The organism is Parabacteroides sp. KHUB-02 (assembly GCF_056640955.1).
The window spans coordinates 3,948,758-3,962,937 of the sequence record NZ_JBWQEV010000001.1; the positions used below are offsets into that span (position 1 = coordinate 3,948,758).

The window sequence follows — 14,180 nt, forward strand, 5'->3', positions numbered from 1 at the left end:
GGAACACCGTTGTTCCCATCCCCCTTACTAACGAATGTTAAATCATTTATTCATTATAAATTTATAATTCATGAGAAAACAACTTTTACTAATGCTGATCCTTTGCCTGTCGGCCACGATGGTCTGGGCGGAAAGGATAGATGTGTCCACGGCCCGCAAGGTGGCGGAGAACGTGGCTAATACGGGTTCGGGCTTGCGCTCGGCTGGAGACTTATCGTTGGTTTATGCGGCGGCACCGGGAAAATCAAGTTCTGCGTTACGAAGCGGGACGGTTGATGGTGCTGTGGACTATTTCGTGTTTAATGTACCGGGAAACAAGGGATTCGTGATCGTCTCCGGTGATGATCGTGCTTATCCGGTTCTGGGACAATCGGACGAGGGTAATTTTGATCCGAATAATTTGCCGGACAACTTGCGTGCGATGTTAGCTTTCTATCAAAGCCAGATCACTTATGCCGAACGTAAAGACTTGGAAGCCTCGGTGAATATCCAATCCGAGTGGGGGCGATACCTAGCTGGTAATTTGAGGGCGGCTTCTACCGAGGTACTGCTTACGACCGCAAGGTGGGATCAAGGAGATCCGTACAATCGGCAGACACCCATCATTGATGGATACCATGCTGTAACCGGATGTGTAGCTACGGCACTTGCCATTGTCATGAGATATCATGAGTATCCGGTAGAGACTGTTACTAGCAGTAATAGAGTAAATGAATATTGGAGTGGACTTCCTGTTTCCTACGGGCCGTATGAGTGGGACAAGATGCCTCTTATTTATAAAGATGGAGAATTTACGGAGGAAGAGGCAAATACTGTAGCGTCCTTGATGTGGCAGATTGGGGCCAATGTTGATATGGGGTATTCTGTTGATGTAAGTGGAGCTAATACAAAGAATGCGATAGAGAGGCTTAACTCTGTATACGGTTATAGTGATGGCTTGCGATACGTTAATAAATCGGATTATCGTTGGACAGAATGGAAAAAGTTGGTAAGAGATGAATTGGAAAGTAATCGACCTGTTATTTACAGTGGGAATAATAGCGAAGGTGGCCATGCTTTCATTTGTGATGGCTATAAGGAAGATGAGGCTTTTCATATTAACTGGGGGTGGGGAGGTATCAGCAATGGATATTTTTTACTTTCCGCATTGGATTCCGACGGCGGGGATGATCCTTACGTTTTATATGGGATGGGAATAGGTATACGTCCTCCAAAGGCTGGTGATACGAAAATATATATGTTGAAGTATTTGTCTCTTGAGCTTTCAGGTCAACTAGCGGTAAATACAGATTTTACGATTAACGTAGGTGCGAAAAATATAGGGAATGCAGAGTTCTACGGTTCAGTGGATATGGCCGTGATCGGAGCGGATGGAAAAATCAAGAAGCGTATCAGTACGCCATCACCAGAGGTTTCAATTTGGATGCAAAAGTCTACATATTGGGATTTCAAATGCCAGCTGACCGAGGCTCTAGCAGAGGGAGAGAAAATTCTTCCGGTTTATTCAAGGGATGGAGAGAATTGGGTAGTCATGACAGGTACGGCTGAGGCTCCTTTATATATTGATATGAATGGAGTGCGAAATTCAAATGATGATCCGGACGATCCGAATGTAAGACCTATAAATGTGAGCATTCGTTGGAATGGTTTTGATGACAAGTATTTGGCAATAACGGGTTTGGATAACTCTGAATATAACGATTACAATACAGATAGGATTTCTTACGGTCTCGCCAATGTGGCGGAAAATGTCATTTTGCGTTATACCTTGAAAGATTATGCCGCATGGAAAGGACAATTGAATGTTTATTATGGTGATCGCGATATTTATAAAGCAAATCAAGGGACAAAGGCCGAGATCGGTACAGATGGCTCTTTCGACGTGCCGGTGAGCCTGGAGCAAATCACTAATGGGTCATATATAAATTATCTCAAGGTGCTGTCTGCCAAGGCTGGCGAGTTGGTTTACGATATTCAAATATATATCGAATCCGATATGGTTAATTCTAAGGGTGGGGTAAAAGATAAATCGATGGTATTTTTGAATCGCATCGAAGGAAAGATTACTCCAGACCCTGTCATTGGAACCGTGAATACGGAAATACCTTTCACTTATACTTTTGATAAGGCAGATCCTTGTCTTGTGGGAAAAGAGGTTAAACTATCTACATCTTTAGTTGCAGAGTCAATAGACCAAATTAAGTTATATTATGTAGATGGCGAACAGAAGACAGAACTTAAACTAGAGACGATTGATAAGAATTATCATTATACAAAAGAGCCATTAGCTGTCGGTAATCTTGCGGAGGGGGCTAGTTATCGGTTCTTGCTAAGTTCGGGGCGGCCAATTACAGAAGATGAATACGCAAATGTGTCTGTTTCTGTTGGGACTGTGGGAGGAAAGAGTGTTCCCACCGATAATAAGAACGCAAGTCTTATCATATCGGAAACTCCGATAACAACCCATAAGGTCCAAGTGAATTTGCAAGATTTGACTGTCCAAGACGAGGTGACAACTGTCATAGACCAGAAGTCCTTGGTGCTTGTATTACTTCCGAGTATGGGATATCAACTTCCATCTTCAGTTACGATTACGATGGACGGGAATACCCTAGATCCGGAAATCTATAGTTATAATCCAGCGAATGGATATGTATATATCAATAGCGTGACCGGCGATATCGTCATCACTGCTAAAGCCGATCCGATCCAAGCCGCCACATATCCCGTTAAGGCTAATTTGTCGAATCTGTCTTCTTCCCCTGCCATCGTAGACGCTACGACCGTGAAAGAAGGAGAGGCATTCTCTTTTACCTTATCAGCGAATAGCGGTTACATGCTTCCGTCAACGATTACGATAAAGATGTCCGGTTCCACTTTAGAGGCAGGAAAGGGATATACCTACGATGCCAAGACAGGCAAAGTAGAGATATTGAATGTGAGAGGTGAGGTAGCCATTACCGCTGAAGGAGTGTCTGAACCATCCGTTTATAAGATAACGGCAGAATTGAAGAACCTAACCTCCACGCCGGCCATTACCTCGGCTACGACCGTGAAGGAAGGCGAATCGTTCACTTTCACCTTGAAAGCCGCTACGAACTACAAGCTTCCGGATGCGATCAGTATCTTGAAGGGCAATGACGCATTGACAGCGGAAGAGTTCACCTACGACGCTAAAACGGGTAAAGTCGTGATCAAGGCAGTTTCCGGTGACTTGACCGTGAAAGCTTCCGGTATTGATGATCGCCATTATGAGGTGATACTCAATTTGGCTGGAGTTACTTCCGAACCTGCTTCTTTTGATCCGGTATTAGTTAATGGCAAAGTTGAATTGACCTTGAAGGCGGCTGAAGGTCATATACTTCCAACCACGATCACGGTGAAGATGGGTGATAAGACCTTGGTTGCCGGTACGGATTATACCTATAACACTTCCACAGGAGCTTTCTCTTTGGCGAAGATTACAGGGAAGCTCTCCATTACCGCACAAGGTGTGAAAAAGAGCTATTCAGTTACCGCTACATTGGCAAATATAACTTCCGATATCAAGTCGGACACTAAAGTTCAATTTGGTGAAGCCTTCGCTTGTGTACTTTCCGCAAATGAGGGTTATACACTTCCAACTGAGATCACGGTAACGATGGGTGGTAAAACATTGGTAGACGTAACTGATTATACCTATGATGCCGCTACGGGAAAAATCTCTTTGAAGAAAGTAACCGGTGAGTTAGCGATCACGGCGCAAGGCGTACAGAAGAGCTATGCGGTAGCCCTTACGTTAAAAGACTTGACTTCTGATATCTCGCAAGGCAAGAAGATTAAACATGGTGAGACCCTGACCGGTAAGTTGTCTGTAGTGACCCCACAGTACGGGCTTCCTTCCACGATCGAGGTGATGATGGGTGGTAAAGTGCTGGCTGCTGGTTCCGGTTATTCCTATGATCCGAAGACCGGGGAGATAGAAATAAAGAACGTAACCGCTGAGGTTTCCATTAAAGCTTCTGGTGCGGAGATCTTCCAAGTGAAAGAACAGACCGAGAACATAGAGATTAAGACTTCCGGAGAGACTGTGAAAGAAGGAGAGCCATTCAAATGTGAATTAGCACCAGCTACGGGATACAAATTCCCTTATGTCATAAAGGTGATGATGAATGGTCGTTTGTTGAAGCAAAAGAACTTGCTTAGGGCATCAGGTTCTGAGTACTATACGTATGACAATACGACGGGAATAATCGAGATTGAGAATGTGGATGGCGAGATCGTTATTGAGGCGAAAGGTGTACAAGAGGGCTTCTTTGAGGTAATCCCGAATCTTGTTAACCTCACTTCCGATCCGGCTTCTTTCGAGCCTTTGGCTAAGGATTCCAAAGTGGAACTTACGCTGAAAGCAGCCTCCGGCTATACGCTTCCGACATCCATTACTGTGAAGATGGGAGAGAATACGCTAGCGTCTACGGATTATACATACAATTCTGGCACGGGTGCTTTCGCATTGGAGAAGATCACGGCTACCTTGGTGATTACGGCGGCAGGTAATAGGATTCCGGATCCGGAACCAGAACCGGAGCCAACCCCGACCACCTACATGGTGACATTGCCGGTTGTAGAGGGCGCTACCTTGATTGCGGAGTCTTCCACGAATGTAGAATCCGGCAAGAGTTTTGCGTTCACACTGACTTTGAAGGACGGCTACAGTGCGCCTCAACTGACAGTGAAAGCGAATGGCTCAGTACTTGGTCCGGTATCAAGCGGCCGTTATGTGATTGAGAAAGTAACGAGTAATATCGTTGTTACCGTAACAGGCATCGTGAAAGATAATCCTACTGATAACGCAGAGGTAGATCCCAATGGCTTGCGAGTATGGGGAGAGAATGGACGATTGCATATCCAGACTCCTGTTATGGACACAGCTTGTATCGTTACATTCGAAGGGCGTTTGTATAGGAACTTATCTTTGCCTGTAGGCGAGACTATCACGAGTATTCCACAAGGGTCTTATATAATTTATATTGGCAACCAATCCTACAAGATCCGCTTCTAGCCATTCTTGAGGAATCATAGGAAGGCGAGTCATTTGCGAGTGGCTCGCCTTTCTTGTTTAATAAATCTTAATATTTACCGGGGATATAAGTATCGTAAGCCATTAGAAAGTATATTCATGCGTAATCTCAATCTATTTATCATGAAATGTATATCTATCTACTTTGTGACCCTATTGTTACTGATGTCGGGCTGTGAATCCGGGCGGAGGATCATCTTAAAAGATCTTCGTTGTGAGAACTTGGAGAATCCGGTCGCAATCGACAATACCCATCCCCATTTTAGCTGGAAAATCGAGACAGACGGGCAAACTATGCGGCAAGCGTATTTTGAGATACAAGTAGCCACGGATAGTTCCTTGCTGGCTCAAGGCAAAGCCGATCTATGGAATTCAGGTAAGGTGGAATCGTCCGCTTCCGTGATGGTCCCTTATCGAGGAAAAGAGTTGCGATCTAGTGTGCTGGCCTATTGGAAAGTTCGGGTATGGGGCGATAAGGGGGAATCCTCGGATTGGAGTCCAATCAATCGCTTTGGGATCGGGCTTTTGGATAAAGCGGAATGGCAAGGGAAATATATAGGGATGCCGGATGAGAAGAATCCGATGTTAAGGAAGAAGTTCGAGCTTCAAGACCGTGATGCCACATTACTCCTTCATGTAAACTCCTTAGGGTATCATGAGATCTATTTAAATGGGAGGAAGGTATCAGAAGATGTTCTCTCGCCTGCGGTATCTCAATTAAACAAAAGATCATTATCGGTGACGTACGATCTTACGCCGTACGCAAAGCAGGGAATAAACGACTTATTGCTCTGGTTGGGCCGTGGCTGGTACAGAAAAGCTACTTTTAATGCCGTTCATGATGGGCCGTTGGTTAAACTGCAATTGGACGAGATTCAAAGAAATGGCGCTACAAGTACGTTACTCGTTACAGATAGCTCTTGGGAAGGCCGGGGAAGTATGTATGGTGAGACCGGTACCGGTACTTGGTATCCCCATCAATTCGGGGGTGAATGTGTGGATGGGCGAAAGGCGTTGCCAGATTTGACAACCGCTACGCTTGACAAACTGGATTGGACGCCGGTATTGGAGGTGGAGGTACCCGGGATGGAGGTAAGTCCCCAAATGTGTGAGCCTAATCGAATACAAGAGATTATCCGTCCCAAGGAAATCAAGCAGATAGGGGACAGTATTTGGCTCGTAGATATGGGAAAGGCGTTGAATGGTTGGGTTGAGCTGAGTTTCCCGAAATTGCCGGAAGGCCACCGGGTCCGTATGGAATATACGGATTGGTTAAATGAAAACGAAGATTTCAAGCCACAAGAGGAGAACGGACAGTATGAGGATTGGTATATCGGTTCCGGACAAGGCAAAGAGGTATTCCGAAATAAATTTAACCACCATGCGTTTCAATATATAAGGATATCCGGTTTGGCGAAAGCTCCCGAGGAGGTAACTGGCTATCTGATTCATACGGATTATAAGGATGCCTCGTCTTTCGAGTGCTCGGATCCGGACTTGAATGCTATCTATGCGATGATCAAATATACTTTCAAGAACCTAGCTTTCAGTGGTTATATCGTAGACTGCCCGCATTATGAGCGTATGGGATACGGTGGGGATGGAAATGCCTCTTGTAAGAGTTTCCAGACATTGTATGAGGGCTCTTCCGTGTATATGAACTGGATGCAGATGTGGCAGGATTGCATCCGTGAGGATGGGGGTATGCCGCATTGCGTACCGAATCCATACCCGGCGGGAGGTGGTCCGTATTGGTGTGGCTTTATTATCACGGGATCGTGGCAGACTTATTTGAATTATGGGGATAGCCGTCTGATCGAGCGATATTATCCGGTTATGCGACATTGGTTGCGTTATGTGGATGCGTATACGGTCGATGGGTTGCTGAAACGTTGGCCGGATACGGATTATCGGGCATGGTATTTAGGGGATTGGTTGGCTCCGGCGGGTGTCGATTATACGGCGCAGTCATCGGTAGATCTGGTTAGCAACTGCTTTATAAGCGATTGCCTCACTACGATGGAGAAGATCGCGAAGGTATTGGGGAAAGCGGAGGATGCCGCTAAGTATAAAGAGCGTCGCCAACGATTGAACGAGCTTATCCAGAAGACTTTCTATGATCCGGAGAAGAAACAGTACGCTACAGGCTCCCAGATCGATCGGATTTATCCGATGTTGGTCGGCGTGACAGATGAACAGCATATGCCCGAGGTAAAGGAAGGTTTATATCGAGAGACTTTGGAGAATTGTAAGGGCCATATCGGTTCCGGTTTGGTGGGTGTTACGATCTTGACCGATTGGGCGATAAAGAACGGAGAGGCTGATTTTCTCTATTCCATGCTGAAAAAGAGAGAGCTACCGGGATATCTATATATGATCGATCAAGGGGCTTCTACGACTTGGGAATACTGGTCGGGAGAACGTAGTAAGGTTCATAATTGTTTCAATGGCATTGGCGCTTGGTTCTGTCAGGCGATCGGAGGGATCTTGCCGGATGAGGATAGGCCGGGCTATAAACATTTCTTTATCAAACCGCAAGTGCCGGATGGCGTGACGTGGGCGAGGGTGGCGAGAGAGACCCCTTACGGTACGGCACGTGTGTCTTGGACTATGGAGAACCGATCGCTTTCCCTTGATCTGGAGATACCAGCGAATAGTACGGCGACCTTTATCGCTCCATTTAACGTATCGAATTGTGTGTTAGATGGGAATAATGTAGAAATATCGGCGGGTTCGATTCTGTTGGAAAGTGGAAAACACACGCTATCGCTGCCTGCGGAATAGGAATCATATGATTCCCTTCTTTTGGAAATAAATATAACTTAATACTACGAATATAACATGATTAAAGAAACATTATTAGCCTCTGCTTTCGGCTTATTGGGATTGGTTACCGTAGCTTGCGGCTCTCAAAAGAAAGATCTGATGGCGGGAACAGATTATGTAAATCCCTTTATCGGGGCGAGTACGAATACGGAGGCGGCCGGTGCTTACCATGGCTTGGGGAAGACCTTCCCCGGTGCGACCACCCCTTTCGGTATGGTACAGGTAAGTCCGAATACGATTACAGGGGGCGACAATGGTTCCGGATATAGCTACGAGCATGAGACAATCGAGGGATTCGCCTTTACGCAGATGAGTGGTATCGGCTGGTACGGTGATCTGGGTAATTTATTGGTAATGCCTACCGTGGGCGATCTGCGTACGAACTCAGGAAAAGAGGGGGGCGTAGCCGGGTATCGTTCCCGGTATGATAAATCATCCGAGGAGGCCAAGGCTGGATATTATAAGGTATTGCTTAGCGATTACCAGATACAAGCGGAAGCGACAGCGGCTCCTCATAGCGGTATGCTGAGATTCGTTTTCCCCGAGAATAAGCAGTCTCGCATCCAGTTGGACTTAGCCCGTCGTGTAGGAGGTACTTCTACGTATCAGGCGGTTCAAGTGATAGATGACCATACGATCGCCGGACGAATGGAATGTACGCCGGAAGGCGGAGGCTGGGGGAATGGTGAGGGTTCTTCCCGGTATACCGTGTATTTTTATGCGCAGTTCTCCAAACCGTTGAAAGATTATGGTGTATGGAGCGTGGATATCCCGGCTGGGCAGGATCGGCATCGGGAATTCGTGGAGAGCTCGGCTTTCCAGACATTGACAGCGAACGCAAAGATTTCGGAGAGACCAAAGGCATATGAGGGTGAGCACCTCGGGTTCTTTACGGAGTTTGAGACCGAAGCGAATGAGGAGGTTCTTTTCAAGGCCGGTATTTCCTTTGTAAGCTTGGAGGGTGCGGAAAAGAACTTGAAAGCGGAGATCAAGGATTGGGATTTTGACGCGGTACGTTCTCGTGCCCGCTCGTTGTGGGATACGGCTTTGGCTAAGATGGATGTCAGCGGTGGAACGGATGAGCAAAAGGTGATCTTCTATACCTCCTTGTATCATACGATGATCGATCCGAGGATTTACACGGATGTGGATGGTCAGTATATGGGCGCGGACGGAAAAGCGCATAAGTCGGATACGTTCACGAAACGTACGATCTTTAGCGGTTGGGACGTGTTCCGTAGTCAGATGCCTTTGCAAACGATTATTAATCCGGTATTGGTGAATGATTTGTTGAAGTCATTGACAACGATGGCAGAGGAGAGTGGCCGTGAGTACTATGAGCGCTGGGAGTTGTTGAACGCCTATAGCGGTTGTATGTTAGGAAATCCGGCTATATCGGTCTTGGCGGATGCCTATGCGAAAGGTATTTGTAGCTTGGATATGGAAAAGGCTTATCGGTATGCGGATAAAACCTCGAGAATGTTCGGGAATGCGGAGTTGGGCTATACCCCGAATCCGCAGAGTATCTCCAAAACCTTGGAGTATGCGTATACGGAATGGTGTATGTCTCAGTTGGCGAAATCATTAGGAAAACAGGAGGATGTGGCTTATTATGCGAAGTTGGCTCAGTCTTACCGGAATTTATATGATGCGGAGAAACATAGCTTCCGCCCGAGAGAAGCGAATGGCCGGTTTGAGGCTTGGCCGGAAGAGGGTAAGCTGAAGGAATGGTACGGCTGTATGGAATGCAATGAGTTGCAACAGGGGTGGTTCGTGCCTCATGATATTCCGGGTATGGTGGAACTGATGGGAGGAACGGAACGGGTGATCGCCGATCTGGATACGATGTTCGACAAGACGCCTACGGATTTCCTGTGGAACGCTTATTACAATCATGCGAACGAGCCGGTTCATCATGTGCCTTTCTTGTACAATCATTTGGGACAGCCGTGGAAAACCCAGAAATGGTCTCGTTTCATTTGCGATAAGGCGTATAAGAATAAGGTAGAAGGCTTGGTTGGAAACGAGGATGTCGGTCAGATGTCCGCTTGGTATGTATTGGCGGCATGTGGTTTGTATCCGGTTTGTCCGGGAGATACTCGCTATGAGATATCCAGCCCGGTTTTTGAGAAGACCGAGATTCAGGTTGGCGAAGGGAATACATTTATCATACGAGCCAACCGAAATACCCCGGAAAACACCTATATCCAATCCGCTAAATTAAACGGGATGGATTATACGAGATGCTATCTTGATTATAAGGATATTATGAAAGGTGGCGTACTAGAATTGGAGATGGGGCCTACACCGGACAAGACTTGGGGCATCGAGTAGAAATCTGTATATTTGTCCCCCGTAGTTCCTTGAAAACAAGGCTACGGGGAATTAATCATTAATGTTCACTGATATGAATTGGATGAAAAAGGTAGCGGTAGCGTTGGTTTGTTTGCTTCCGCTCGGTTTACAGGCAGCGAAGGTAGATACTTTGCAAGTGAAAAGTCCTTCGATGAATAAAAGTATAGAGGTAGTCGTGGTAAGTCCGGATGTGGCCGTGACGAAAGCGTGTCCGGTGATCTATTTGTTACATGGCTATGGCGGTAACGCTCGTACATGGGTCGGTATCAAGCCGGATCTACCTAAGATCGCTGATGAGAAGGGTATCTTTTTCGTATGCCCGGATGGTAAGAATACGTGGTATTGGGATAGCCCTTTGAACGCTGATGTACGGTATGAGACTTTCATCTCGGATGAGTTGGTGAAATACGTGGATTCCCATTATAAGACCGTGGCCGATCGTAAGGGACGTGCTATTACCGGCTTGAGCATGGGTGGACATGGCGCTATGTGGAATGGCCTTCATCATAGCGATGTTTTCTCCGCTGCGGGAAGTACCAGCGGTGGCGTGGATATCCGCCCTTTCCCGAAAAACTGGGAGATGAGCGTGCAAATAGGTGAGAAGGCGAAATATCCGGAAAACTGGGAGAAGTACACGGTTATCAATTTGGTTCCAACCTTGAGGAAAGACCAGATCGCTTTGATCTTCGATTGCGGTGACAGCGATTTCTTTTTGGAGGTGAATAAAAACTACCACGAAGCGTTATTAAAACAAGACATCGACCACGACTTTATCACTCGCCCGGGTAATCATGATTCACAATACTGGAATAATTCTATTGATTACCAGATCCTCTTTTTCTGGAAGCATTTCTTGAAGATGAAGGCCTTGTGATAAGACCGTTTGGCGATTTGACATTCTGACATTTTGTAAACTGAAGTCCCGGAGAACCGATTTTTCCGGGACTATGTACGACTCGTTGCCAAATACGCAAGAAAAAACAATAATTCGTTCATTGATAATACAATACCGAAAAACCGCCTTTCATTCTAGCGAAAAGAATTCATCCTAATTCATATCCATTGACTTCTTCGGGCTATCCGATAGGGTTACGACTGGGTTCTAACCGGGTTACGATGCCTATTCACGACTATTGACAACCCTATTCGTGACTGTTTATAATGCCTAACGGCAGTATTGGCGTCGCCCAACGCGACTATACGTGTAGGCTTTTGTCGCCTTTCGTGCTTAAAAACGGGAATACTCTCACTTAAAAGGGCGTTTTATAGCCCCTCACGTCTACTGGTTGGGGCGATTCAAACGAATGCCTTGTCACGATTCGCATTCGAAAAGAAGCATAAAGAAAGTTTCCCGCTGTTATACTCCATATGTACGCTAATTTTCGTACTTTTGCCTCTTGAATCTTGAATATACGAAAGCGATGAATTATCAGATAGATGCTCCGGGTTCCGCTATCCGGACTACCGTAAAGCTTCCCGCTTCTAAAAGTATCAGTAACAGGGCATTGATCTTGAATGCGCTAAGTTATAGCGCATACGATGTGGAGAACTTATCCGATTGCGATGATACAAATTTGATGGTAAAGGCATTGAACTCGAACGATCGGGATTTTAATGTGGGTGCGGCGGGTACGACGATGCGTTTCCTTACTGCTTTCCTCTCGAAGGTGGTGGGCGAATGGACGATTACGGGAACCGAACGCATGAAGAACCGTCCGATCAAGGTGTTGGTGGATGCGCTGAACGCTTTAGGCGCCCGGATCGAGTACATGGAGAAGGAGGGTTATCCCCCTTTGCGTATTTTCGGAAGCGCCTTGCAAGGCGGAGAGATCTCGCTACCGGGAAATGTTAGCTCTCAATATATATCCGCTATCTTGATGATCGCCCCGTTAACAGAAAATGGGGTTACGTTGCATTTGGAGGGCGCTATTATCTCTAGGCCCTATATCCATATCACCTTGCAATTGATGGAGCAATATGGAGTGAGAGCCTCTTGGACGGAGAATACGATCAAAGTACTTCCCCAAGAGTATAAGCCGATTCGTTTTACGGTGGAATCCGATTGGAGTGCCGCTTCTTATTGGTATGAGATCATGGCGTTATCGAAAAATGCTGAGATCGAATTGTTAGGTTTATTCAAGAATAGCTTGCAGGGAGATGCCGCCGGAGCGAAGTTGTTCGCTCAATTGGGAGTGGGCACTACTTATACGAAACGTGGAGTCGTGTTAAAGCATACTGGAAATATCTGTGAGAAGTTGGTTTATAACTTCGTGAATGAACCGGATTTGGCTCAAACCTTTGTGGTGACTTGCGTGTTATTAAATATCCCTTTCCGCTTTACGGGACTTCAATCCTTGAAGATCAAGGAGACGGATCGGATCGAGGCATTGAAGACAGAGCTTCGTAAATTAGGTTATGTGTTGACGGATCGCAATGATAGCATCTTGGAGTGGAACGGTGAACGCAGGGAACCGGAGTCGTATCCGGTAATCGCCACTTACGAGGATCATCGGATGGCTTTGTCATTCGCTCCCGCCGCTTTGGTACGTCCCGAGGGGATAGAGATCGCCCACCCGCAAGTGGTCAGCAAGAGTTATCCCCATTATTGGGAAGATCTTAAGGCCGCTGGTTTCTCTATTAGGGAATCAGCCCTTTAATTTTCAGTTTTCAATTCTCAACTTTCAATTGAATTATGTGGTACATTGTCATAAGTCTTATAGGCCTGGGTGTCGTAGCCGCTATCGCCGGGTATTTCCGGAATAAGAAACTTCAGAAGATGCTGGAACGGGGGGAGATCTCGGAGATCCCCGAGGCACAGGAGATCCCGGAGGTTTGCTGCGGACAACATGAGACTTGCGAGCGGGATAGTTTATTAGCTGCCGTCAGCAAGAAAATCGAATATTATAACGATGAGGAACTGGATCGGTTCCAAGGAGTGGAAGCGGACGCTTACGATGAGGAAGCCGTTGAGGAGTTTAGTGAAGTGCTTTATACCCTCCGGGAAGTGGAGGTGGCCGGTTGGCTCCGTAGCCTGCAATTGCGAGGGATCAATTTGCCAGATGCCTTGAAGGATGAGGCATTCTTGATCATTGGCGAACGCCGTACTCATTAATTTAGGAAACGAATCATATGGATTTATTGCAATATGCCTTTTTTCAGAACGCCTTGATCGGGAGCTTGCTAACCGCTATCGCTTGTGGGATTGTCGGGACTTACATCGTATCCCGCCGGTTGGTATTTATCAGCGGAGGGATCACGCATGCTTCGTTCGGTGGTTTGGGCTTGGGTTTTTATCTGGGAACAAATCCGATCTTGATGGCGATGCTGTTCTCCATCCTCTCCGCTTTTGGCGTGGAGTGGGCGAGCAAGACGCAAAACGTAAGGGAGGATTCCGCTATAGCGGGCGTATGGTCGCTGGGTATGGCTTTGGGAGTGATCTTCATCTTCCTTACCCCGGGGTACGCCCCGAATCTATCCGCCTATCTATTTGGTAATATATTAACGATCTCTACGGCCGATATCTTATGGATTTTAGGGTTGGTGGTATTGTTGATACTCATATTCTCCCTTTTCCTCCGTGAGATTGTTTACGTGGCGTTCGATCGTGACTTCGCTGTCACGCAAGGCCTACCGGTAAAATGGATCGAGTATACGATGATGTGCTTTATCGCCATGACAATTGTTCTTTCGATCCGGTTGGTAGGGATTATGCTATTGATGAGTTTGCTGACCCTGCCTCAAATAACGGTGAACCTGTTTACTTCCGACTTCAAGAAGATCATATGGGGAAGTATCGCGATCGGCTTTCTGGGTTGCGTGTCCGGACTGGTTCTTTCTTATTTCCTGAACGTGCCTTCCGGTGCGTTTATCATCTTGTTTTTGGTGGTCCTCTTTTTGGCCTTGAAAGCAATAAAACCGTTGTTACGGCGTTAATTAAAGA

7 protein-coding genes are annotated in these 14,180 nt (G+C 46.5%); all 7 read left to right on the top strand.

The window, feature by feature from the left end:
* Positions 1 to 70 precede the first annotated feature (70 nt).
* The 7 genes from ACYIA1_RS16930 to ACYIA1_RS16960 all read left to right on the top strand — a co-directional run bounded on the left by ACYIA1_RS16930 (position 71) and on the right by ACYIA1_RS16960 (position 14,173).
* Positions 71 to 5,041 carry a C10 family peptidase gene (locus ACYIA1_RS16930; protein WP_122132284.1) on the top strand — a complete coding sequence of 1,657 codons (4,971 nt, stop codon included), beginning with the start codon at positions 71 to 73 and terminating at the stop codon, positions 5,039 to 5,041.
* Between the two features lie 117 nt (positions 5,042 to 5,158).
* Complete coding sequence (locus ACYIA1_RS16935; protein ID WP_122132285.1) at positions 5,159 to 7,843, top strand: alpha-L-rhamnosidase; 2,685 nt, start codon at positions 5,159 to 5,161, stop codon at positions 7,841 to 7,843.
* 57 nt (positions 7,844 to 7,900) lie between these two features.
* The gene (locus ACYIA1_RS16940; RefSeq protein ID WP_480336027.1) at positions 7,901 to 10,219 is read left to right on the top strand and encodes a GH92 family glycosyl hydrolase; all 2,319 of its coding nucleotides are present in this window, start codon (positions 7,901 to 7,903) and stop codon (positions 10,217 to 10,219) included.
* A 73-nt stretch (positions 10,220 to 10,292) separates the two neighbouring features.
* Positions 10,293 to 11,114: an alpha/beta hydrolase gene (locus tag ACYIA1_RS16945; protein ID WP_480336029.1), complete on the top strand. Its 822-nt coding sequence runs from the start codon at positions 10,293 to 10,295 to the stop codon at positions 11,112 to 11,114.
* A gap of 547 nt (positions 11,115 to 11,661) precedes the next feature.
* Positions 11,662 to 12,897, top strand: a complete 1,236-nt coding sequence (locus ACYIA1_RS16950; protein ID WP_227713674.1) for a 3-phosphoshikimate 1-carboxyvinyltransferase — start codon at positions 11,662 to 11,664, stop codon at positions 12,895 to 12,897.
* Between the two features lie 35 nt (positions 12,898 to 12,932).
* Positions 12,933 to 13,352, top strand: coding sequence for a hypothetical protein (locus ACYIA1_RS16955; protein ID WP_005860099.1), 420 nt, complete (start codon positions 12,933 to 12,935; stop codon positions 13,350 to 13,352).
* A gap of 17 nt (positions 13,353 to 13,369) precedes the next feature.
* The gene (locus ACYIA1_RS16960; RefSeq protein ID WP_005863493.1) at positions 13,370 to 14,173 is read left to right on the top strand and encodes a metal ABC transporter permease; all 804 of its coding nucleotides are present in this window, start codon (positions 13,370 to 13,372) and stop codon (positions 14,171 to 14,173) included.
* The last annotated feature ends 7 nt before the right edge of the window (positions 14,174 to 14,180 follow it).

What these genes read in the sequence shown, in the direction of transcription:
- ACYIA1_RS16930 (WP_122132284.1), top strand. Translation starts at nt 71, where the DNA reads ATGAGAAAACAACTTTTACTAATGCTGATCCTTTGCCTGTCGGCCACG.
- ACYIA1_RS16935 (WP_122132285.1), top strand. Translation starts at nt 5,159, where the DNA reads ATGCGTAATCTCAATCTATTTATCATGAAATGTATATCTATCTACTTT.
- ACYIA1_RS16940 (WP_480336027.1), top strand. Translation starts at nt 7,901, where the DNA reads ATGATTAAAGAAACATTATTAGCCTCTGCTTTCGGCTTATTGGGATTG.
- ACYIA1_RS16945 (WP_480336029.1), top strand. Translation starts at nt 10,293, where the DNA reads ATGAATTGGATGAAAAAGGTAGCGGTAGCGTTGGTTTGTTTGCTTCCG.
- ACYIA1_RS16950 (WP_227713674.1), top strand. Translation starts at nt 11,662, where the DNA reads ATGAATTATCAGATAGATGCTCCGGGTTCCGCTATCCGGACTACCGTA.
- ACYIA1_RS16955 (WP_005860099.1), top strand. Translation starts at nt 12,933, where the DNA reads ATGTGGTACATTGTCATAAGTCTTATAGGCCTGGGTGTCGTAGCCGCT.
- ACYIA1_RS16960 (WP_005863493.1), top strand. Translation starts at nt 13,370, where the DNA reads ATGGATTTATTGCAATATGCCTTTTTTCAGAACGCCTTGATCGGGAGC.